Here is a 21,152-nt window from a genome sequence, read left to right on the forward strand (position 1 = left end):
GGACAAGCGTTCGGCTACTTCGCCTTGTCGTAGGAATCGACGACGGCAATGCTCACCGGAAACTCCACGGGTATGGGCCCGAACATGAGTTCTTTAGCGGCGTTCGCGGACTCCTGGATCGCCATGACGCAGGCATCCACGGCCTCATCCGGGGCATGGACCATGACTTCGTCGTGCAGGAAGAAGACGAGTTCCCCTGACGGTAACCCCTCGGCACGCAAGGCGCGCAGCCGCCGTCGTAGTTCCGCCAGCCAGCAAGCCGCCCATTCCGCTGCCGATCCCTGGACCACGAAGTTCCGGGTGAAGCGGCCCCGCGAGCGTGCCAGGTTGTCCGCACGCCGCTGCTCCTCGGCGGTGGTGGACTGCTGGCTCCGCAGCCAGCCAACTGACGGCGCCGGGCTGCTCCTTCCCAGCCTGGTGGTGACCGTGCGTCCGGCCTCGCCCTCGCGGGCTGCCTGCTCCACATAGCCCACGGCACGGGGATAGGTACGCGCCAACTGCGGCATCAGCCGCCCGGACTCTCCTGTAGTCGCGCCGTAAATTGCACCGAGCAGCGCCACCTTTGCCTTTTGGCGGTCGCCACCGAAACCCTGGGCGGCGATACCGGCGTACAGGTCCTTGTCGCGGGCCGCCTCAGCCATCTTCGTGTCCTGGGCCAAGGCCACCAGGACCCGCGGCTCAAGTTGGGATGCGTCGGCGACAATCAGTTTGTGCCCTGGGTCCGCATGGACCGCTGCCCGGATGTTCCTGGGGATCTGGAGGGCACCGCCACCCCGCGAGGCCCACCGCCCGGACACCACACCGCCCACCACGTATTCGGGGTGGAACCGGCCCCCACGAACCCAGGCATCCAACCATGCCCAGCCATTTGCCGTGTGCAGGCGGGAGAGCTTCTTGTAGGCGAGCAGCGGCGGGATGGCCGGATGGTTTGACTGCTGGAGCTCCCACTGTCGGGTGCTTTTGACCTCGATGCCGTTGCGGTGCAAGGCGCGCATGAGGTCCTGCGGCGAATCCGGATTGAGTGTGGGGGACTTCAGAATCTGGCGTAATTCGTTGCACAGCGACTCAAGCGCAGGTGGCCTGTGCCCAAGGGGTGGGCGGGGGCCCAGGACGTCACGGAGAATCTGTTCGTGCAGCTCTTCGCGCCAAGGGACACCTGCGAACTGCATCTCCACGGCGATGATTCCGCACGCCGATTCGGCGGCCAGCAGGAGCTGCAACCGCTGCTTCTCCGGACTCTCTACTTCCGCGACGGCTGCCTGCTGAGCCGCGAACTCCGTCCGGAGCTCCGTCAGCCCGGCACCGGCCGGAGCAACATCGTCGAAGAGAGCGTCCTGCTCCACGGGCGGGGGCGGCGGGAGCAACGTCCGGGGCGGCACCGTGTCATCATCCTGGATCAGTTTCTCCGCGTTCCTGGCAAATTCGGTATGGGCCGTGATCGCTGAGTTCGCCAGGATGGCACCGCACAGGGACAGGTCATGGCAGCGGTCCATCTCCACGCCCTCGGCCAACAGCCCGGGGTACCAGTCCTGCGCGCGGTTCCAGACCCAGCGGGGCCGCTGGCTTTCGAGTTCACGCACGACGCCGGGCAACTCACCACGGCTGACCAGGCGCGGGTCGGCCGTGGGCTTCCCGGAAGGGGAGATTCTTTGTATGGCTGCGCCGTCCTGGTGGGCGGCGAGCAGCAAATACATGCTCTCCATTCTGCCGTGTCCTGCGGTTCCACTGTTCCTCCACAGACCCGGCCCTCCTGGTGTTGTCCACATGGGGGTGTCTATGGCTTACGCGCCGCTGCCGCCGGCCACCAGAGTGGCTTCATGGGTAAGCGACAACGAGCGCAGGGGCAAACAGGCAGGCAGGGGCCACAAGCCTGGACCCCGGAGAACAGTGCGGACATCCTGCTGGTCACGGCCGACGGGTACCTGCAGGACGAAGCCCGCCGCATCGTCGCGGCCGCAGGTGGAACGCTGCATCTCGCCGAGGGCATGGAAGAGGCAATGCACGGGTGGGACACGGCCGATGTTGTCCTGGTGGGGAGCGACGTCAGGGAGCTTCCACCACGGCGGCGGGCACCGGCGGTGCTCCTGGGCCGGGCTGCCGAGGGAGACGCGCTGTGGCAACTCGCAGCTGCCCTCGGTGCCGAACGCGTTGCGGTGCTGCCGGGAGCGGCTTCGTGGCTGGCTGAACACCTGAGCCTCTCCTTCGCGCCGGATCCCGGTGGTACGGTCCTTGGCATCGTGGGCGGCCATGGAGGTGCGGGGGCCACCACCACCGCCATTTGGTTGGCCCAGGCCGCTGCCGGACTCGGAACCAGCACGCTCCTGATCGATGGCGATCCGTGGGGTGGTGGCGTGGAACTGGCGATCACGGACCAGGATCTTCCCGGGCTGCGGTGGCCCGACTTCACCGCGACGCGGGGGAGCATCGATCCGAACCAGTTCCGTGAGTCGCTTCCGGTTGCCGGCGGATTCACTTTCCTGTCCTGGCCCGGCGTCCGGGATGCGGTTCCGCCGCCGGACACTGCCTCGGTCGCGGCAGTCATGGATGCCGCACGCCGGGGTTTTGAACTGGTGGTGGTGGACGTCGGCCGGAGTCTGGAGGCCCTCAGGTCGTTTGCCTGGGACTGCGACAAGATGTTCCTGCTCACCATGCCGCTCCTTAAGGCCGCTGTGGCCGCCTCACGGACCCTCAATGAATTGCCCCCGGGGGATACTGCACTGCTGGTCAGGGGAGGTACGGCTCCCTCGGTTGACGCCCACGTGATTGCCGAATCCTTGGGCCTGCCGCTTGCCGGGACCGTCCCTGCCCTCCGTGGCGTCGCGGGCGCTACGGAGCTTGGCCGCTTGCTGGACATGGGGCACCGGCGGCCGGTAACCCGGTTCGCAGAGGCTCTCCTGGACGTGGACGGAGCGCACCCGTGAACGGCCAGTCCTTCAACGGAGGCCGAAGGAGACAACCGCGACGACTCGACTCCGTGCTCCTTGAAACCGTCAGGGAATCCGTCTTGGCAGGCAACGGCCCCGTAACGCCCTCCACCGTCGCCGCGGCGGTCCAAGCCAGCGGCAAACTGCTCGGAGCGGCTGGCGCGCTCGAGGCCGCAGAGTCCATCAATGCAGAACTCAACGGGCTGGGGCCACTGCAGCACCTGGCCCACGATCCAGGTGTCACGGACATCTTCGTCAACGCTCCCGGAGAGGTGTGGCTGGACAGGGGAAACGGGTTGGAACGCTCAACCGTCCGGTTCGAGGATGAACAGCAGGTCAGGTCCTTGGCCGCCAGGCTGGTAGCCGCAGGGGGACGCCGCCTGGATGACGGTTCCCCGTGCGTCGACGTCCGGCTGAAAGGTGGTTACCGGGTTCATGCCGTGCTCCCACCCATCTCCACAGCCGGGACGCTCCTGTCCATACGCATCCGACGGGAGGAAACCTTCGGCCTCCAAGAACTGCGGCACAGCGGAATGTTCTGTGAACAGATGGAAGGAGTGCTGCGGGCCATCGTGGCGCGGCGGTTGAGCTTCCTGGTCAGCGGGGCCACCGGATCCGGCAAGACGACTCTCCTGTCCACGCTGTTGGGCCTGAGCCACGCCTCCGAACGCCTCGTACTGATAGAAGACGCGGCAGAACTGAACCCCGTCCACCCCCACGTAGTCACCCTCGAGTCCCGTCACGGGAACCTCGAAGGCGGAGGCGCGCTGGATCTCGGTGAACTGGTACGCCAAGCACTGCGCATGCGGCCCGACCGCCTGATTGTTGGAGAATGCCGGGGCGCCGAAGTCCGGGAATTGCTGACGGCATTGAACACCGGGCACACGGGCGGTGGGGGAACCATCCACGCCAACACGGCCGAGGCAGTACCTGCTCGGCTGGTTGCCCTGGGCGCGCTCGCCGGCCTGAATCCTGATGCCGTTCGGTTACAGGTTGCCAGCGCGCTTGACGTGGTGATTCACGTTGAACGGACCAGCGCCGGCCGCAGGGTCGCTTCGATCGGGGTGCTCGTGGACACTGCTGGGCTACAGAGAGTCCTCCCGGCTCTGACATCGCATCCCGACGGGCTGGAACGGGGGCCTGGGTGGCCGTCGCTGGCCATCAAACTGGGTTTCAGCGGGAACGAATGACCATGGTGCTGTTCCTGGTTCTCGCGGTGGCCGCATGGCTGCAGCTGCGTCGGCCGCGGCCTGCCCTCCGAAGGATCTTTGGGCCTGTTTCCGCACCAGGTGGGCCCGCCCGCCGTTTTCGGGACATCCGCTCTGCACTGGTGGCCAGGCGCCCACCCGCGGCCCGGCCGGTATCCATGGTGGTCCTGGTCCAGCAGCTTGCCTCACTGTTGCGCGGCGGCCGGGGACCGTCGCAGTTGTGGGAGGAGTTGTGGCAGGTGCACCATTCCGCACGACGGGTGGACAACCATGGACAGGTGGCTCGTTCCCTGCGGCCAGCGGCCATTTCCGAAGAAGCTTTAAGGGTCCTTGGGGCAGCCAGGGCAGCATCGGCAGTGGGAAGCTCGACGGCGGACGCCATCCGAAGGACGGTTGCCACGGCCTATGCGCCCCGCGGCAACGTTGAGCGCCGCATATGGGTGGAGTTGGCCGCCTGCCTGGATGTGGCGGAGATCAGCGGGTGCCCCCTGGCCGACCTTCTCACACGCTTTGCGGCACAACTGGAGGCCGAAGAGGATGCCGAAGCAGCCCGTCAGACGGCGCTGGCCGGGCCCAAGGCCACGGTCCGGCTGCTGTCCTGGCTACCGGTTTTTGGCCTGGTACTTGGTATGGCCCTGGGCGTTGATCCACTCGGCATCCTGCTGGGCAACATCGTGGGCATGGGAACCCTGGCTGCTGGCCTGCTACTGACGGTGGCCGGCAGGGTGTGGTCGTCCCGGCTCGTGGCGTCCGCCGCGGGAGGCCCGTAATGGTCGGCTTCCTTATGGTGGGAATCCTCGTTGTGGCGGCACTGGTTGCGTTCCACGGCCGTGGCCGAAGCCGGGCAGAGGCGACCTCCCGGCTCGTGCTTCGTGCGGATCCCGACGGCTCGCTTTCACCAGGGGACATTCGGACCAGCGCTTCGGGGACCATGGACGAAGGACTCACCGACGTTGCCATGATGCTGGAGTTGGTCGCCTCCATGCTGGACGCAGGTGCAGGAATCGGGCGGGCACTTGAACTCATCGCGGCCAGCTCCACGCCCACCATCAGGGCGCCGTTGAAACCGGTGGTGGCAGCGTTGTCCATTGGCGCGGACTGGGAGACAGCGTGGCAGTTGCCGGTCCAGCCACCCCCGGATGTCGAACGGCTTCGCGACGCGCTGGCATTTGCTGCACTGACCGGCGCACCATCAGCGTCCATTCTCTATGCGCAGGCCGCCAGGGAACGGCGGGAACAATTCCGCGCCGCCGAGAAACGTGCTGCCGCCTTGGGGGTGAAACTGGTCGTCCCTTTGGGCCTGTGCTCCCTCCCGGCCTTTATTTGCTTGGGAATCGTTCCCGTACTCATCGCCATGCTCCCTTCGGGCTGACTTCAAGCACTTGTCCTCCACACCGTTCGTCGGCCCCGGGGTTATCCACTTGCGGCGATCGGATACTTCAATCGCGGTGGCGCAGCCGGAAGAGTCGAAGCCACCGGAGAAACCTCCGGCCCTCGTGAAAGGAAACATCGTGAACTCGCCAACCACAGCACTCACCGAGCACCGGGTCCAGCAGGATAACTCCCAGTCCCTGAGCGAACGGCCCGTCACAGGCGGTCCTGCCCTGGAACCTATGGGGGCCGGACCCGATCTGGCCCCCGGAGGCTTCCATGAAGACACGCCGCGTCCCGTGTCCGCCCAGGTTATGGCCAGCCCGGATGCGCTGCCTGGTGTCACCTCGCCATCGCGGGGGACCTCCACTGCCAGGATAACGACGGACCGCCAAGGCAAGCTGCGCCTGCGAAACCACCTGACCGGAGGCGAAGCGGGTATGGCCACCGCGGAGTATGCCATCGCCACCCTCGCAGCCGTGGGACTGGCTGGCCTGCTGGTGGTCCTCCTTCGGAGCGACGAGGTCCGCGGGTTCCTCCTCAACCTGATCCGGACGGCGCTCTCCCTGCCATGAGCGAGGAGCCACCCCAGGGAGCTGTAAGTGCCGGGCCGTCTCGCGGGAGGCAAGCCGGGGCGAATGGGGCGCCGGCCACGGGTGGCGCGGTGGGAGCTCGCGCCGGTTTCGGGAGGCAAGCCGGGGCGATCACCGCCGAGTTCGCTGTGGCTCTCCCTGCGGTGGTCCTGCTCTTGGCGTTCCTGCTGGCGGGCGGGGCAGCGGGGCTGACGCAGTTGCGCTTGGAGGAGGCAGCCCGGGCCGGGGCCCGTGCCTTGGCCCGGGGCGAGTCCAACAGCGCCGTGACAGGAATCGTGCAGCGCAGCGCGGGGGAGGGCGCCGCCACCGGGATCGCCAGCGATGGTGGTTGGGTGCGCGTCGAAGCCTCAGCGCGGGTAGGCGGCGCCTTGGGGATACTGATCCCTTGGACCTTGAGCGCCAAGGCGGACACCCCGCAGGAGTCCTCGGGCACGGAGGTACCGGCGGATGGTTGAGTGCATGACGCGATGCAACGCACGCGATCCCGAAAGGGGTTCCGGGACGGTGCTGGCCCTCGGACTGGTAACCGTTGCGGTGGCACTGTTCGCGGGAATCCTGGCACTGTCCCAGGCTGCGGTCGTGGCATCGAAAGCGGCAACAGCGGCGGATCTGGCCGCGCTCGCAGCAGCGGATGCCGCCCGGGGTCTGGTAGCCGGTGAGCCGTGCAGCGTCGCTGAAGGAGTAGCAGCCCGGAACGATGCGCGGATCACGTCGTGCCGGGTGCTTGCGGGCGACACGGTTGAGGTAGCCACGGAATTTTCGCAGCCCTTTGCCTTGGGGGTCGCCGCGGGCAGAGCCAAGGCAGGCCCTCCACCCTAAGTCCGGCCCAACAGCGTCAGACGGCGTCTTTCAGCAGGACATCAAGGAGCGTGATGGCGGCTGCCTTGTCCAAGGGGTTGTTCTTGTTTCCGCATTTGGGTGACTGGACACAGGACGGGCAGCCGGCATCGCATTCGCAGGCATCAATGGCTTGTCGCGTGGCGGTGAGCCACACCTTGGCTTTCTCGAAACCTCGTTCCGCGAAGCCGGCGCCACCAGGGTGCCCGTCGTAGACAAAGATCGTAGGAACACCCGTATCTGCGTGAAGCGCGGTGGACACCCCGCCAATGTCCCAGCGGTCGCTGGAGGCCACCAACGGCAGGAGCCCGATCGCGGCGTGCTCGGCAGCATGCAGTGCGCCCGGGAACTGTGCCTCTACCAATCCGGCACCATGCAGCGAACGGTTGTCCACCACAAACCACACCGCCTTGGTGAAGAGGTCCCTGGCTCCGAGGTCCAGGGGTTCTTCACCGAGGATTTCATTGGAAATCAAGGCCTTGCGCTGGAAGGAGACCACTTGGGTTGTCACTTTGACATCGCCAAAATGCACCGTGCTGTCGCCCCATTGGACCGAGCGGGAGGTTTCCAGTACCTCGATCTGGGTGACATCGCGCGCGGTGGTGTAGAAGTCCGGGTTCACGCGCCGGACCATAACGCAGTGGTCGCGCTCGTTGAGCTCCTCCACCAGGTAACTTTCACCCTGGTGCACGTAGATGGCCCCCGTATGCGCTTGGTAATGCGTTTGGGGGGAGTCCATGGTGCCCAGGAGGGATCCCGTGTCCGCATCCACAATGCTGACGGGGCCACCGCCGTCTGCCCTGAGATTCACCATGCCGGCGGCACTTTCCGAATGGGTCCAGAACCATCCCGCCGGCCGTTTGCGGAGGTATCCCTGCGCCACGAGCCGGTCAAGGAGGCCTTCCGCGGTGCTGCCAAAGAGCTCAAGTTCGGCGGGGCCGATGGGCAACTCGGCGGCTGCGGCGCACAAATGCGGTCCCAGGACGTACGGGTTGCCGGGGTCGAAGACCGTCGCCTCGACAGATACGTCGAAGATCGCCTGTGGGTGGTTCACCAGATAGGTGTCCAACGGATCGTCGCTGGCCACGAAGGCAGCGATGGCGTCCTGCCCGGCACGGCCCGCCCGGCCGATCTGTTGGAACAGCGATGCCCGCGTTCCGGGCCAGCCGGCAACCAAAACGGCGTCCAGCCCGGAGATGTCGATGCCCAGTTCCAAAGCGGACGTACTCGAGACGCCCAGCAACTGTCCGGAGCGCAAGGCCTGTTCCAGGGCCCGCCGCTCCTCGGGCAGGTAACCCGAGCGGTAGGCGGCAACGCGGCCGGGCAGGGAGGGATCAACGTCGTCCAGCAACCGTTTGGTGATGGACGCGATGGATTCCGCGCCGCGCCGGGACTTGATGAAAGCGATGGTCCGGACCCTCGAGGACACCAGGTTGGCCAGGATGTCGGCGGTCTCGGCCACGGCCGTCCTGCGCTGCTTGGCACCGTTCTCGCCCTTGAGGTCGGTGAGGGCCGGTTCCCAGAACGCTACAGTCGTGGACCCGTGGGGCGAACAGTCTTCGGAAATCTCCCTGGCCGGAGCACCGATCAGCCGGCCGAACGATACTCCCGGATCGGAGGCCGTGGCGGACGCCGCGATGAAGACAGGCTCGGGGAAGGAGGAGCCGGCGCCGTAGTAGGCGCAGATCCGGCGCAGCCTGCGCATCAGGTTGGCAACATGGGAACCGAACACGCCGCGGTAGCTGTGGGCTTCGTCGACGATCACGTAGCGGAGCCGCCGGAAGAATTTGGCCCACCAGGCATGGTTGGGCAGGATCCCGAAGTGGAGCATGTCCGGGTTCGCCAGGATGAAATTGGCATGGTCACGGATCCAGCGCCTGGCCGCCATGTCGGTGTCGCCGTCGTAGGTTTCGGCACGAACGGTGGGCAGTTTCAGTGCGCGGATGGCGGCGAGCTGATCCGCGGCCAGGGCCTTGGTGGGGGACAGGTACAGGGTCACCGCGCCGTCGTCGTGGATCTTTCCGGGCTCGGACAGCACACGCAGTTCCGAGCGATGGATGGCGTCCAGGGCAGGCAACTGGTAGGCAAGGGATTTGCCGGAGGCTGTTCCCGTGGCGATCACCACGTGCTGGCCGTCATGGGCGAGGCCGGCCGCCTGGACCTGGTGCCGGTAGGGCTCCTGGATGCCCAGCCCCTGGTACGCGGCCACGATGTCCGGGTGCACCCAGTGCGGCCATGGCTCGTTGACGGCTTTGCGCGCGGGAATGGTGTGGACGTGGCGCAGTTGTTCGGGGTCCGGGGTCCGGCCCAGCAGGGAAATCATCGAGTTTGGTGCAGCCACCAAATCATTCTGTCATTCCGGTGCAAACCGGACGTGGCGGCCCCCGGGAGGGGACCGCCGTCGTTCAGGTTGCGGAAGGCTTGCTGTCAGGCTGCGGACAAGTCGGAACCGCCTGTGCTGCCGACGGACATCATGAGGACATGGCACACCACGTCCCAACCCAGGTGGGAGTACAGCTTTTGCCCGTCCAGTGAGGCGAGCAAGAGTCCGTTTTGGACATCGTGGGCGAAGGCCTGGGCGGCCAGGGCCTTCATGATGAAGCTGCCGAGGCCCCTGCGCTGGAAAGCAGGCTCGGTAACGATCTTGTCGAATACCGCGGTTCCGTTGACCACGTAGACCCGGCCGCTGGCGGCAACCTGCTCACCGGAATGGACCACGGCGTAGTGCACGCCGTTGGACTCGGAGGTTGCCAATTCCAGATCGTCGTCAGGAAGCCAGGGATCCTCGGCATCCTGGGTTTCCATGTCCACGATCATCATGGTTTGAGAGGCCGAATTGACGGTGAGGCCGTGCTGTTCGGCGAGGTACTTGTACCGTTGGACGTCGTTGGTGAGGACCGTCAGGATACGGGTGTCGGCCTCGGACGTCTTGGCGGCAAGGGTGGCGAATTCTTCGTCGGAAGGATCGTGGGCGAAATACTCCCAGTCGCCGGTCTTGTCGGCGCGGAGTGCGGCGGGGAAACGTCCCTCTTGACGCGATTCATAGCCCCGGCAACCGGACCAGCCGGCTACCCAGACTTCCAAGAGGTGCGCGATGTCTTCAACCAAGGCGTCTGGACTCATGTAGAGAGACTATGCCAGGGCTCCTGGAAGCAACAGAGCACACAGGCCCGAGCATTCCGTGCTTATGAAATTGTGACGTCAGCGCGCGATTCTAGTGCACCAAGTACCCTTTAACGGTGGCTTTGAACCGAATTGTGCTTTTCTATGGCTTTACTCCGATCGCCGATCCTGACGCGGTGCGTCTCTGGCAGCGTGCCCTGTGCGAGAAGCTGGGCCTCACGGGCAGGATCCTCATCTCCAAGGATGGCATCAATGCCACGGTGGGCGGCGAGCTGAACAACATGAAGCAGTACGTCAAGACCACCCGGGAATACAAGGGCTTCCACGGCATCGACGTCAAATGGTCGGAGGGCGGCGCCGACGATTTCCCGCGCCTCAGCGTCAAGGTCCGCGATGAGATTGTGTCCTTCGGTGCGCCCGGCGAGCTGAAGGTGGACGAGCACGGCGTGGTGGGCGGCGGCAAGCACCTGCAGCCCGAGGAACTGCACACCTTGCTGGACGCCAAGAAGGCCGACGGCGAGGACGTTGTGTTCTTCGACGGGCGCAACGCCTTCGAGGCCCAGATCGGAAAGTTCAAGGACGCAATCGTGCCGGACGTCGCCACCACGCACGACTTCATCAAGGAGTTGGACTCCGGCAAGTACGACGCCCTCAAGGACAAGCCGGTAGTCACGTACTGCACCGGTGGTATCCGCTGCGAAGTCCTTTCCAGCCTCATGGTCAACCGGGGCTTCAAGGAGGTCTACCAGTTGGACGGAGGCATCGTCCGCTACGGCGAGACCTTCAAGGACCAGGGCCTATGGGAAGGCTCGCTGTACGTATTCGACAAACGCATGCACGTGGAGTTCAGCGACGACGCCAAGACCATCGGGGAGTGCGTCCGGTGTGCCTCCCCAACCAACAAATTCGAGAACTGCTCCAACCCGAGTTGCCGGACGCTCACGCTTTACTGCGCGGAATGCGCCTCGGACCCGGGAACGCTGCGGTGCCCCGGGGGCTGCGAGGCGGCCTGAGCGCCGGAGTCAGAGCCGGCTGACCCGGTAGGCGAAGTTCGCATCGGACCTGGCGCCTACCGTGATGTCCAGGATGGCGTCCTTGTCCAGTTGGACCACGCTGACACGGGCGTTGGTGCACCCCAGTGTCAGGTCCACCAGGTCGGATTCGCCCATCCGGACGGTGAAGGTGACCCGCCTCGTGCCCCGGCAGGCCAAGGTGACGGCATACGTGCCGCCGGGCAATTGGACGGTCTGTTCGGTCTTGGATTCGCCGGGACTCAGGTAGCCAGTGCTTGAGTAGAAGGACCGTCCCTGCGATTCCGGCAGCGCCGACTTGGCCCATTCCTCCAAGGCGTCACCGGTGACGGTCTGCTGCAGGGACGGATCGGGAGGGAGCACCACGTTGCTGCCCGCCGGCGCCGTGGGGGTGGCCTGCGGAGTACCTCGGTCGTCATAGGTGTACTCGCAGCCCGTCAGGGTGCCGCCCAGGCCAAACAAGAGTACGACGGCGGCACTCGCCAGCCGTCGCGACGTCACCGAGCCAGCCAACGCGCCGCCCATGTTCTGACTTTACGCTTGCGGGGCAGGCCGCCATAGAGGGCGGATGCGGGATTTAGCCCGCTGCCGGAACCACTTGGTAAGCAAAGATCAAGGGTGCATCGACGCTGCTGGCCGAGATGCTGAGGTCCGCCGTGGCCGGGACCTTGATCTTGGCCACTTCGCGGCTTCCGTTGCAGGCGGCGCCCGCATCTGCAATCTGCTTTCCGCCGGTGCTGACGGCGAAGAAAGCCTTGCCACCGCCATCGCACGCCATGGTGAGCGTGTAGGTTCCGGCGGCAACGCTGGGCGAGTCCTTGACAATTGGATCGCGGTTCAGGATCTTTCCGGCGTCCTCCAGGACCACGCCGGTAGCAGCAGGCAGCGCATCCTTCTTCCAGGCGGGAACGTCTGCGTGGGCGATGTCCACGGGCTGCTGGCATGCCGTGGCAGCCAACAGCGTTGCCGCAGCGACGGCAACAAGACCGGCAGGGCGCCGTGCGGAGGAGAAAATGAGCATGATTCAACGCTACCGGGTTCCGAGGCCCGGCTTTTCCACATAGGCCATCCTGTCCGGAGCCCAGGTTGAAACAGCGCCAATAGACTTGCTGGGTGAACCAAACCCCAACAGCTTTTACTTCCGGTGCCACTGCCGACGCTCCCCGCAGCGACCGTCCCGGCCTTCTCGCGGCGTTGGCAGCCAACCTTCGCGCCATCCGGTACACAGTGGATGGCGTCGCGGATTTCCTTGGCGAATCCGCTTATGCGGCACTCGGCAGGGACCAACTCATTCCGGCACTCCTGGTCACTGAACGGCACACGGGGGCAGGGCAACCAGGAGCGTCGGCCTTGTCGGTGATCGTCCGGCTGTGGCTCCTCGCGGTTCCGCAGACGGCCAGAGACGTGGACGCTGCGCTGCCGGATGTGGGGGCGGCTGGTCTCGCCGAGCTCGGGCTGGTGACTCTTGACGGCGAAGTCGTGTCTGCGAAGGCGGATCTGCGGCCTTATGGCTGGGACGCCAACGCGGATGGAACCGGGGGAGCGGAACTGTGGGTGGCCAGCGACCTCGCTGCCCACCAGCAGCCGGGTGTCCTGAGGCATGATCACGTTCTCGGGATAGGCCAGGCGTCCACCACGCTCGTTCAAACCACCATCCGCCACCACACCGCGCGGGCCCTGGATGTGGGCACCGGGTGTGGAATCCAGACTTTCCACCTGTTGCATCATTGTGAGCACGTGACTGCCACGGACATCTCCGAACGTGCCCTTGCTTTCACCAGGTTCAATCTTCTTCTCAATGCTTCCGAACTCGGGTTGGATCCCGGAAACCTCGAAGCCCGTGTGAGCCTCAGGCTGGGCTCTTTGCTGGAGCCGGTTGCAGGGGAAAAGTTTGGGCTGGTGGTGTCGAACCCCCCGTTCGTGATCACTCCGCGGAGCAGCGGAGAGTCCGCTGCCAATCAGTTCACGTATCGAGACGGCGGACTCCCGGGCGACGACATAGTCTCCTCGATGGTGACCTCATTGGCCACGGTCCTGGAACCGGGTGGAACGGCGCAGATGCTGGGAAACTGGGAGATTCCCTCGGGTTCGGAGTGGCAGGACCGGCCAACGTCCTGGCTCCAAGGCTCAAGCCTGGACGTGTGGTTCATCCAGCGTGAGCAGGTGGGTCCGGAGCAGTATGCCGAGACGTGGCTCCAGGACGCTTCGGAGGGCAGGGACCGCGCCCATTACCAGGATGCCTATGCCGCCTACCTTGACGACTTCGCTTCCAGGGACGTTGAAGGCATTGGCTTCGGCATGATCTGGCTGCGGCGTCCTTCAGACGGCGCGGAAGTCCTCAGGAGGTTCGAGGAAATCACCTACCCCATCGAGCAGCCGATCGGTCCGCACCTCGGAGCTGCTGTGGATCGCGCCGACTGGGTTGCCGGCAACAACCTCGCGGAGGCCCACTTGCTTGTCGCCGACGATGTCACGGAGGAACGGCACCAGCGCCCGGGAGCCGAGCACCCTGGCGTGATCCTGCTCAGGCAGGGCGCAGGACTTCGCCGGACCAACTTGCTCAGTTCCGAACTGGCCGGCTTCGTGTCCACGTGCGATGGTGAACTGTCCGTGGGCCAGATCATCACCGCACTTGAGGTGCTCCTGGGCGGGGGAGCGGACTTTGATGCGGATGCGTTCCGTGAAGGGCTGTTCAACGACGTCCGGAACCTGGTCCGGGACGGATTCCTGCTCCCGGACGGCCAGCTGACCGGCCATGAGGTGTCAGCATGACGGCGGCTTACACGCCGCGCGCCACCAGCACCAGCCCTCCAGCAAGTGACCCTGATTACACTGATGAAGTGAGTGTGAACAACGAGGCATCCGAGGCAGAAGGCGGAGTTCCGCGTCGCAAGAGGGCCGAAAAGACGGTGGAGATCACCGATCCCAAGGCCATCCGCGCCCTGGCCCACGCGGCCAGGCTTGAAGTCATCTCGGAACTCTACGCCACTCAGGTGAGCCACACCGCCACCGAGCTGGCCGCCAGGACGGGACTGACGCCCAGCGCCATGAGCTACCACCTCCGTGCCCTCCAGAAGTGGGGAATCGTGGCTCCCGCGGAGAACGCCGGCGACGCCAGGGAGCGTCGCTGGAAGGCCGCCGGTACGGACTTCACCATCTCGGGTGGCAGCGTGGCAAGCCCCGAGATCGCCGTCGTCGACCTGGAGCTGGATGCCTTCCGGCGCAGGGCTTCCGCGTTCGCCAAAGCACGGGGTGAACGGAGGCAGCGGGGAGACACCGCGGAGGAACCGGCGGCGGTGGTCCTGGCAAGCAACCTTCTGTACCTGACCAATCCGCAGCGCAAGGAGCTCTCCGACAGGATCCGGGAGGTCATCAGGGAGTACGAACTGGACGATCCCACCCGGATTCCGGACGGCGCGGAGCGCGTGGCCACGCTCTGGTCGATGATCCCGGACGACCGTCTGGCGCCCGGCCAGTAACCGTCCCAAACCGGCCGGGGTTCCCGGCCAAAAACGCAGAATTCTGCAATTTATGGTGAACTAGGCCAATATGGGCACCAGCCCAATGACACATTTTTTCTGTAGGAGCACCGTGCCCAGCAAGGCAAAAACCGGCAAGAAACTCGTGATCGTGGAGTCTCCGGCCAAGAGTAAGACCATCGCCAAATACCTGGGCGAGGGCTTCATCGTCGAGGCTTCGATCGGCCATATCCGGGACCTCCCGCAACCGTCGGACCTCCCTGCAGAACTGAAGAAGACGTCCCTCGGCAAGTTCGCCGTCGATGTCGAGAACGACTTCAAGCCTTACTACGTTGTCTCGCCGGACAAGAAGAAAAAGGTTGCCGAGCTCAAGGCCCAGCTGAAAGACGCTGACGCGCTGTACCTCGCAACCGATGGGGACCGCGAAGGCGAAGCCATCGCGTGGCACCTCCTTGAAGTCCTGAAGCCCAAAGTCCCCGTGTACCGCATGACCTTCGGTGAAATCACCAAGGAAGCCATCCACCGTGCCATGGACAACCTCCGCGACGTGGACACAGCCCTGGTGGATGCCCAGGAAACGCGCCGTATCCTGGACCGCCTGTACGGCTACGAAATTTCTCCGGTCCTGTGGCGGAAGGTGGCCCGCGGGCTTTCCGCAGGCCGCGTGCAGTCCGTGGTCACCCGCATGGTGGTTGATCGTGAACGGGAGCGCATGGCTTTCCGTGCAGCCTCCTACTGGGATCTGACGGGCCAGTTCGGCGCGGACTCGGGTTCCTTCAAAGCCAAGCTCGCCGCCGTGGACGGTTCCAAGGTGGCCACGGGGCGCGACTTCAACGACAACGGTGAGCTCACGTCGTCCAGCGTGGTGCACCTCAATGAGGAACTTGCCACGTCCTTGGCTGAAGGGCTGGAGAACGCCGATTTCCGCGTCCGCTCGGTGGACACCAAGCCGTACACCCGGCGTCCGGCCGCGCCGTTCACCACGTCCACGCTGCAGCAGGAAGCCGGCCGTAAGCTCCGGTTCTCCTCCAAGAGCACCATGCAGGTGGCACAGCGCTTGTACGAGAACGGTTACATCACCTATATGCGTACCGACTCGTCCGCATTGAGCGATGAGGCTGTTACGGCTGCCCGCCGCCAGGCCGCCGAACTTTACGGCCCCGAGTATGTTCCGCAGGGTCCGCGCGTCTACGCCAACAAGGCCGCCAACGCCCAGGAAGCCCACGAGGCCATTCGTCCCGCAGGAGACTCTTTCCGCACTCCTGCCCAGGTAGCGCAGCAGCTGAGCGGCGACGAGTTCCGCTTGTACGAGCTCATTTGGAAGCGCACGGTCGCCTCGCAGATGGCCGACGCCAAGGGTTCCACTGCCACCATCCGATTGGGCGCCGTGGCAGCCGATGGCCGGGACGCTGAGTTCTCGGCATCCGGTACGGTCATCACCTTCCCCGGCTTCCTGGCTGCGTACGAGGAAGGCAAAGACGCCAGCCGCGAAGATGACGACTCGGACGAGGCCCGCCGCCTCCCCAACGTCGCCAAGGACGACTCCCTGACGGCTTCGGACATTGTTGCTGTTGGCCACGAAACCTCTCCGCCGCCGCGCTACACGGAAGCCTCGCTCACGGCTGAACTGGAAAAGAAGGGCATCGGCCGCCCGTCCACGTACGCGTCCACGATTTCCACCATCCAGGACCGTGGCTATGTGCGGAAGCAAGGCTCGGCCTTGGTCCCCAGCTGGATCGCATTTTCCGTGATCCGGCTGTTGGAGCAGCACTTCACGGACTATGTCGACTACGAGTTCACTGCTGACATGGAAGGCGACCTGGACAAGATCGCCAACGGCCAAGCCATTGGCGCCGCGTGGCTCAAGCACTTCTATTACGGTGAAGACGCTGATCCCGGGTTGTTGAGCATCGTGAACAACCTGGGTGAGATCGACGCCCGCGAGATCAACTCCGTGCCGATCGCCGACGGCATCATGCTGCGCGTGGGCAAGTTCGGTCCGTACCTGGAGAGCACCATTCCAACGGTGGACCAGAAAACCGGTGAGGTTGTTGAGTCTGCCCGCGCCAACGTCCCGGAGGAACTTGCTCCCGACGAGCTGACGGCCGCCAAGGCCATCGAGCTCATGGAAACTGCCGCGCCGGAGGAACGCGTCCTTGGCGCCGACCCGCACACCGGCCACACGGTGGTGGCCAAGAACGGCCGCTACGGAGCATACGTCACCGAGATCATCCCTGAGCTGACCGAGGAACAACTGGCCAACCTGCCGGTGGAGTATTACAAGAACGGCAAGACCAAGCCACCGAAGAAGCCCGTAAAGGCAAAACCGCGCACGGGTTCGCTTTTCAAGTCCATGACCGTTGACACTGTCACCCTCGACGAGGCCCTGCAGCTCATGAGCCTTCCCCGTGTCCTGGGCGAGGACGCCGAGGGGAACCCCATCACGGTGCAGAACGGCCGCTTCGGTCCGTACTTGAAGAAGGGCACGGATTCGCGTTCCATCGGCTCCGAAGAGGAAATCTTCACCATCACGCTGGAACAGGCCTTGGAAATCTACTCCCAGCCCAAGCAGCGGGGCGCGCGTGCTGCCGTGCCGCCGCTGGCTGAGTTCGGTCCGGACCCGGTCTCCGAGAAGAACATCGTGGTGAAGGAAGGCCGCTTTGGCCCCTACATCACCGATGGCGTCACCAACATTACGGTGCCGCGGTCCACGTCCCTCGAAGAGCTCACCAGGGAACGGGCCATTGAGCTCCTGGCTGAAAAGCGCGCCAAGGGACCGGTTAAGCGGACCGCCACCCGGAAAGCTCCCGCGCGAAAGGCTGCGGCAAAGAAGTAACCCAGGTACATCTGCCTGCCGTGACGTACCGCGAATTGCGTCCCGGCAGGCATCATGGTCGAGTAGAAGCATGACTGAACAGACAGTTTCACCCGACAACGCCCCCTTGAACGACCTGGAAGCCAAGCTTGCCCTGGCCGAAAAGCCGGACGCGAACCCGGTGGACGTCATCCTGGCTTTCCTGAACAACGAGGTGTACCTCGTCAGCTCGGAATCCGTGGACGGCCCTGACTCGTCGGTGGAGCCGCTGGTCCTCTCCAACGCGGACGGACAGCCCGTCCTGGCGGTCTTCAGCCACCCCAGCCGCGTCGACGCACGCTTCCTGGAAGCGGCACCGCATGTCCTGGGCACCTTGGGTTCGGCCATCCTTGGCAACATCGGCGATGAGCTCGGCCTGGTCATCAACCCGGGAAGCGAGCACGGCTTCGAAATCGATCCCGAGGGAATCGCCAACATCCGCAGGGACTTCAAGCGCGCTGACGAAGTGGACGGTTCCGCTGACCAGCAGGCAACGGCACCATAGGACACCGCCGCGTCAGCGAAACGTCGCCGCGAAGTTGCTTCACGGGGTTCGAATCGGTGAATAATGGCAGAATGCGTCTTGGCGTTCTCGACATCGGTTCCAACACCGTCCACCTGTTGCTCGTGGATGCCCACCCTGGCGCGCGTCCGGTAGCTTTCGCGTCCCACAAACGCCCGTTGAGCCTGGTCCAGTACCTCGACGAAGACGGCAACATCAATGACGCCGGACAGCATGAACTGGTGGAGTTCGTCCTTGAAGCGTGGGAGTTCGCCGCGCGCCACAAAGCGGAAGACCTGCTGGCGTTCTGTACGTCGGCCATCCGTGAGGCCACCAACGGGGCCGAGGTCCTGGCCAGGGTGAAGCACGAAACCACCGTTACCCTGCAGGAACTGACCGGCAGCGAAGAAGCATCAATGACGTTCTTCGCGGTCCGCCGTTGGTATGGGTGGGGCGCAGGTCCCATCCTGGACTTGGACATCGGTGGTGGCTCCTTCGAAATGGCCTACGGAACCGATGAATTGCCGGAATTCGCCACCTCGGTTCCTTTGGGAGCCAGCCGCCTCACCCGGGACTGGCTCCACGAGGATCCGCCGACGGCCAAGAGCGTCAAGGAACTGCGCCGCTACATCCGATCCACGCTCAAGCCGGTGGTCCGCGAATTCCATCAACTGGGCCGGGCCAACCTTGTGGCGGGCACGTCCAAGACCTTCAGGTCGCTGGCCCGCATTGCCGGCGCCGCTCCGAGCGCTGCGGGGCCCTACGTGAAGCGCGAGTTCCATGCCGCGGATCTTGGTTTGTGGGCCCAGCGGATTTCCGCGATGACCGTTGCCGACCGCCTCTACCTGCCCGGCGTTTCGGACGCGAGGGCACGCCAGCTTCTGGCCGGCGCCTTGGTGGCGGAGGCGGCCCTGGAACTGTTTGAGTTCCCAAAGATGGAGATTTGTCCTTGGGCCCTCCGTGAAGGCCTGATCCTGCGCCGCCTCGACCAACTGGTCTTTGAGGAAGCCCTGGACCCGGCACCGCACGTTGGCAAGCGCAAGAAGGACAAGTCCAAGAAAAAGGCCAAGGAAGACGGGAAAGACCAACAGGACCACCCCATCAAGGAATTTCCGGTCCCGGTGAACGATCCCGCCCCAGCACCCATCCCAGCCCCCGCAGCAGGCGGGCTGGCCTCCTGAGATGAGTACCGACGTCGAACCTGTTGCCAACAATCGCCAGATACCGGTGGCGCTGTCCAGCGCATCGGTCTATCCACTGAGCGTCCATGACGCGTTCGCCGTCGCGCAGGACCTGGGCTACGAAGGCGTGGAGGTCATGGTGACCAATAACGCCGTCAGCCAGAACCCGGATGCCCTTGTCCAGTTGAGCCACCGGTACAAGCAGCCGATTGTCTCGATCCACGCGCCTACCTTGCTCCTGACGCAGCAGGTGTGGGGATCCGCATGGAACAAGATCGAGCGGTCCTGCCAGATGGCCAAGGAAGTGGGCTGCGACACTGTGGTGGTCCACCCGCCGTTCCGTTGGCAGTCGAATTATGCAGAGAATTTCGCCGAGGGTGTCCGCGAGATCGCGGCCATGTACCAAGTACACATTGCCGTGGAGAACATGTATCCGTGGCGCGTGCGTGGACGTGAGGCCGTTGCTTACCTGCCGCATTGGGACCCGTTGGGGCAGGATTACGACGACGTCACGTGGGATTTCTCGCATGCGGCAACTGCCGGGGCCAACAGTCTGGAAGCGGTCCAGGCCTTGGGCAGCAAGCTCCGGCACGTGCACCTGACGGATGGTTCGGGTTCGGGGAAGGACGAGCACCTGGTGCCCGGAACCGGTACCCAGCAGTGCGCCGACGTCCTCCAGCACTTGGCATCCAACGGATTCGACGGCGTGGTGGTGGCCGAGATCTCCACCCGCAAGGCAAAAGTTGCCGGGGAGCGTGAAGAAATGCTTGCCGAAACATTGCGCTTCGCGCGGCAGCATCTGAGTGTTCCCCTGGTCCGGAGCCTGGACAGCTAGCTGAGCAAGAGCACGGAAAGCCCGGGCCCCGTTGGCCTGGGCTTTCCCACGCGCGTGCCGTGGCCTCCTGCCCCGGCCCCAAGGCCCGGCCCACCTGCCTTAAACTCGGCCCACCTGCCTTAAAAGCGAAAGCACCGGCGGCCGAATCGGGAAATGGGGGAAAACCCGCCCCGGCCACCGGTGCTGCTGGCGGACATCCCCATGCCCGCCTCATCACTCGCACCCTCAATGAGGTAACTACTAAGTTACGGACCAACCATGGGCGCCGCCTGCAATAACCTTGTGAACTAGCTGGGAATCCTGGACTGGTGCGGCCCGGACCCGCGCCGGCGTTCGACCCGCCCAAGGGCCAACTGCCATGATGGAGCCATGAGCAACCGAATCGCATTCCTTGGCTGTGGATCCATGAACGAGGCAATTCTTGGCGGTCTTCTCGCCGCGGGTGCCAACCCGTCCGATGTTGTCGCCACGGTGCGTCGCGCCGAGCGGGCGGAGGAGCTGGCCCAGCGCCACGGCGTCATGGCGATCGCCGGCGAAGAGGACCCGGACAACAACAAGCTGGCGACCAAGGGCGCCGGAATGGTCATCCTGGGCGTCAAGCCGGTTGGCATTGCGGACCTGGCCCGGGAGATCAGTCCCGCACTGGGCAAGGACACCATCGTGGTCAGTGTGGCTGCCGCCGTTTCCCTTGCCCAACTCGAAGCAGCGCTGCCGGAGGGGCAGCCGGTGATCCGCACCATGCCCAACACGCCCGCCAAGCTGGGCCGCGGCGTGGTTTCCGTATCGCCCGGAACGCACTGCAGCCCTGAGCAGCTCCAGCGTGCCAAGACGGCGCTGGCAGGTGCCGGCACCGTCGTGGAGGTGCCCGAGGACCAAGTGGACGCCTTGTCCGCGATCAGCGGCTCCGGACCCGCCTATGCGTTCTACCTTGCGGAGGCCATGGCCGCTGCCGGCGTCGAACTCGGGTTGGATGAGGAGCTGTCGCTCATGCTGGCGCGCGAAACGGTGGCAGGTGCGGGCTTCATGCTCGCCGAGCCCGGCGCGAACCCCACAGACCTGCGCGTGGCGGTGACCAGCCCCAACGGCACCACCGAGCGCGCCATCGCGGCGTTCAACGACGGCGGGATCCCCAGGATCATCGCGGACGGCGCCCGCGCAGCGGCTGCGAGGGCGGCGGAGATCACCAAGCAACTCGGCTAGGCGCCAAGCAAGCC

Annotated in this window: 20 protein-coding genes; 15 read left to right on the forward strand and 5 right to left on the reverse strand. The window is 65.0% G+C overall.

Annotated elements, in window-relative coordinates:
- Positions 1–14: 14 nt before the first annotated feature.
- Positions 15–1,694, reverse strand: a complete 1,680-nt coding sequence (locus ACIQTZ_RS15930; protein WP_402982192.1) for a bifunctional 3'-5' exonuclease/DNA polymerase — start codon at positions 1,692–1,694, stop codon at positions 15–17.
- 123 nt (positions 1,695–1,817) lie between these two features.
- Between ACIQTZ_RS15930 and ssd the strand changes: the two genes are divergently transcribed.
- The 7 genes from ssd to ACIQTZ_RS15965 all read left to right on the forward strand — a co-directional run bounded on the left by ssd (position 1,818) and on the right by ACIQTZ_RS15965 (position 6,915).
- Positions 1,818–2,921, forward strand: coding sequence for a septum site-determining protein Ssd (gene ssd, locus ACIQTZ_RS15935; RefSeq protein WP_402982194.1), 1,104 nt, complete (start codon positions 1,818–1,820; stop codon positions 2,919–2,921).
- On the forward strand, positions 2,918–4,114 hold the full coding sequence (locus tag ACIQTZ_RS15940) for a TadA family conjugal transfer-associated ATPase (protein WP_402982195.1): 1,197 nt from the start codon (positions 2,918–2,920) through the stop codon (positions 4,112–4,114). The genes ssd and ACIQTZ_RS15940 overlap by 4 nt, the downstream gene beginning before the upstream one ends.
- Entirely contained in the window at positions 4,111–4,902 is a 792-nt protein-coding gene (locus tag ACIQTZ_RS15945) for a type II secretion system F family protein (protein ID WP_400337376.1), read from the forward strand. The genes ACIQTZ_RS15940 and ACIQTZ_RS15945 overlap by 4 nt, the downstream gene beginning before the upstream one ends.
- Positions 4,902–5,504, forward strand: coding sequence for a type II secretion system F family protein (locus ACIQTZ_RS15950; RefSeq protein WP_400337378.1), 603 nt, complete (start codon positions 4,902–4,904; stop codon positions 5,502–5,504). The genes ACIQTZ_RS15945 and ACIQTZ_RS15950 overlap by 1 nt, the downstream gene beginning before the upstream one ends.
- 139 nt (positions 5,505–5,643) lie before the next feature.
- Positions 5,644–6,078, forward strand: coding sequence for a DUF4244 domain-containing protein (locus ACIQTZ_RS15955; protein WP_402982197.1), 435 nt, complete (start codon positions 5,644–5,646; stop codon positions 6,076–6,078).
- An 89-nt stretch (positions 6,079–6,167) separates the two neighbouring features.
- Positions 6,168–6,551, forward strand: coding sequence for a TadE family type IV pilus minor pilin (locus ACIQTZ_RS15960; protein WP_402982199.1), 384 nt, complete (start codon positions 6,168–6,170; stop codon positions 6,549–6,551).
- 4 nt (positions 6,552–6,555) lie between these two features.
- On the forward strand, positions 6,556–6,915 hold the full coding sequence (locus ACIQTZ_RS15965) for an Rv3654c family TadE-like protein (RefSeq protein WP_402982201.1): 360 nt from the start codon (positions 6,556–6,558) through the stop codon (positions 6,913–6,915).
- Between the two features lie 16 nt (positions 6,916–6,931).
- Here ACIQTZ_RS15965 and ACIQTZ_RS15970 read toward each other — a convergent pair whose 3' ends face one another.
- Together ACIQTZ_RS15970 and ACIQTZ_RS15975 are read right to left on the reverse strand one after the other, a co-directional pair.
- Positions 6,932–9,256 (reverse strand): DEAD/DEAH box helicase, encoded by a 2,325-nt coding sequence (locus tag ACIQTZ_RS15970; RefSeq protein WP_402982282.1) that lies wholly within the window; start codon positions 9,254–9,256, stop codon positions 6,932–6,934.
- 104 nt (positions 9,257–9,360) lie between these two features.
- Positions 9,361–10,056 (reverse strand): GNAT family N-acetyltransferase, encoded by a 696-nt coding sequence (locus ACIQTZ_RS15975; protein WP_397325638.1) that lies wholly within the window; start codon positions 10,054–10,056, stop codon positions 9,361–9,363.
- Positions 10,057–10,172: 116 nt separating this feature from the next.
- Here ACIQTZ_RS15975 and ACIQTZ_RS15980 point away from each other — a divergent pair, with 116 nt between their 5' ends.
- Positions 10,173–11,069, forward strand: a complete 897-nt coding sequence (locus tag ACIQTZ_RS15980; RefSeq protein WP_402982203.1) for a rhodanese-related sulfurtransferase — start codon at positions 10,173–10,175, stop codon at positions 11,067–11,069.
- Between the two features lie 9 nt (positions 11,070–11,078).
- Here the strand turns inward: ACIQTZ_RS15980 and ACIQTZ_RS15985 are convergent, their stop codons facing one another.
- Together ACIQTZ_RS15985 and ACIQTZ_RS15990 are read right to left on the reverse strand one after the other, a co-directional pair.
- Complete coding sequence (locus tag ACIQTZ_RS15985) at positions 11,079–11,612, reverse strand: hypothetical protein (protein ID WP_402982204.1); 534 nt, start codon at positions 11,610–11,612, stop codon at positions 11,079–11,081.
- A gap of 52 nt (positions 11,613–11,664) precedes the next feature.
- Entirely contained in the window at positions 11,665–12,108 is a 444-nt protein-coding gene (locus tag ACIQTZ_RS15990) for a hypothetical protein (RefSeq protein WP_402982206.1), read from the reverse strand.
- A gap of 92 nt (positions 12,109–12,200) precedes the next feature.
- On the opposite strand from ACIQTZ_RS15990, the gene ACIQTZ_RS15995 reads away from it, so the two are divergent.
- From ACIQTZ_RS15995 to proC, 7 genes are all read left to right on the forward strand, one after another.
- Positions 12,201–13,859 (forward strand): methyltransferase, encoded by a 1,659-nt coding sequence (locus ACIQTZ_RS15995; protein WP_402982208.1) that lies wholly within the window; start codon positions 12,201–12,203, stop codon positions 13,857–13,859.
- The gene (locus ACIQTZ_RS16000; protein WP_400337395.1) at positions 13,856–14,566 is read left to right on the forward strand and encodes an ArsR/SmtB family transcription factor; all 711 of its coding nucleotides are present in this window, start codon (positions 13,856–13,858) and stop codon (positions 14,564–14,566) included. The genes ACIQTZ_RS15995 and ACIQTZ_RS16000 overlap by 4 nt, the downstream gene beginning before the upstream one ends.
- 112 nt (positions 14,567–14,678) lie before the next feature.
- Entirely contained in the window at positions 14,679–17,402 is a 2,724-nt protein-coding gene (gene topA / locus ACIQTZ_RS16005) for a type I DNA topoisomerase (RefSeq protein ID WP_402982210.1), read from the forward strand.
- A 70-nt stretch (positions 17,403–17,472) separates the two neighbouring features.
- Entirely contained in the window at positions 17,473–17,925 is a 453-nt protein-coding gene (locus tag ACIQTZ_RS16010) for an SseB family protein (RefSeq protein ID WP_400337399.1), read from the forward strand.
- Between the two features lie 71 nt (positions 17,926–17,996).
- Positions 17,997–19,103, forward strand: coding sequence for a Ppx/GppA phosphatase family protein (locus ACIQTZ_RS16015; RefSeq protein WP_402982211.1), 1,107 nt, complete (start codon positions 17,997–17,999; stop codon positions 19,101–19,103).
- A 1-nt stretch (position 19,104) separates the two neighbouring features.
- Positions 19,105–19,938, forward strand: coding sequence for a sugar phosphate isomerase/epimerase family protein (locus ACIQTZ_RS16020; RefSeq protein WP_400337403.1), 834 nt, complete (start codon positions 19,105–19,107; stop codon positions 19,936–19,938).
- Between the two features lie 369 nt (positions 19,939–20,307).
- Entirely contained in the window at positions 20,308–21,138 is an 831-nt protein-coding gene (proC, locus tag ACIQTZ_RS16025) for a pyrroline-5-carboxylate reductase (RefSeq protein ID WP_402982213.1), read from the forward strand.
- The last annotated feature ends 14 nt before the right edge of the window (positions 21,139–21,152 follow it).

This window comes from Paenarthrobacter sp. NPDC090520, assembly GCF_044769205.1.
Classification (GTDB): Bacteria; Actinomycetota; Actinomycetes; order Actinomycetales; family Micrococcaceae; genus Arthrobacter.

What these genes read in the sequence shown, in the direction of transcription:
- ACIQTZ_RS15945 (WP_400337376.1), top strand. Translation starts at nt 4,111, where the DNA reads ATGACCATGGTGCTGTTCCTGGTTCTCGCGGTGGCCGCATGGCTGCAG.
- ACIQTZ_RS15950 (WP_400337378.1), top strand. Translation starts at nt 4,902, where the DNA reads ATGGTCGGCTTCCTTATGGTGGGAATCCTCGTTGTGGCGGCACTGGTT.
- ACIQTZ_RS15965 (WP_402982201.1), top strand. Translation starts at nt 6,556, where the DNA reads ATGACGCGATGCAACGCACGCGATCCCGAAAGGGGTTCCGGGACGGTG.
- ACIQTZ_RS15975 (WP_397325638.1), bottom strand. Translation starts at nt 10,056, where the DNA reads ATGAGTCCAGACGCCTTGGTTGAAGACATCGCGCACCTCTTGGAAGTC.
- ssd (WP_402982194.1), top strand. Translation starts at nt 1,818, where the DNA reads ATGGGTAAGCGACAACGAGCGCAGGGGCAAACAGGCAGGCAGGGGCCA.
- ACIQTZ_RS15930 (WP_402982192.1), bottom strand. Translation starts at nt 1,694, where the DNA reads ATGTATTTGCTGCTCGCCGCCCACCAGGACGGCGCAGCCATACAAAGA.
- ACIQTZ_RS15990 (WP_402982206.1), bottom strand. Translation starts at nt 12,108, where the DNA reads ATGCTCATTTTCTCCTCCGCACGGCGCCCTGCCGGTCTTGTTGCCGTC.
- ACIQTZ_RS16015 (WP_402982211.1), top strand. Translation starts at nt 17,997, where the DNA reads ATGCGTCTTGGCGTTCTCGACATCGGTTCCAACACCGTCCACCTGTTG.
- ACIQTZ_RS16010 (WP_400337399.1), top strand. Translation starts at nt 17,473, where the DNA reads ATGACTGAACAGACAGTTTCACCCGACAACGCCCCCTTGAACGACCTG.
- ACIQTZ_RS15970 (WP_402982282.1), bottom strand. Translation starts at nt 9,256, where the DNA reads ATGATTTCCCTGCTGGGCCGGACCCCGGACCCCGAACAACTGCGCCAC.
- ACIQTZ_RS16000 (WP_400337395.1), top strand. Translation starts at nt 13,856, where the DNA reads ATGACGGCGGCTTACACGCCGCGCGCCACCAGCACCAGCCCTCCAGCA.
- proC (WP_402982213.1), top strand. Translation starts at nt 20,308, where the DNA reads ATGAGCAACCGAATCGCATTCCTTGGCTGTGGATCCATGAACGAGGCA.
- ACIQTZ_RS15985 (WP_402982204.1), bottom strand. Translation starts at nt 11,612, where the DNA reads ATGGGCGGCGCGTTGGCTGGCTCGGTGACGTCGCGACGGCTGGCGAGT.
- ACIQTZ_RS16020 (WP_400337403.1), top strand. Translation starts at nt 19,105, where the DNA reads ATGAGTACCGACGTCGAACCTGTTGCCAACAATCGCCAGATACCGGTG.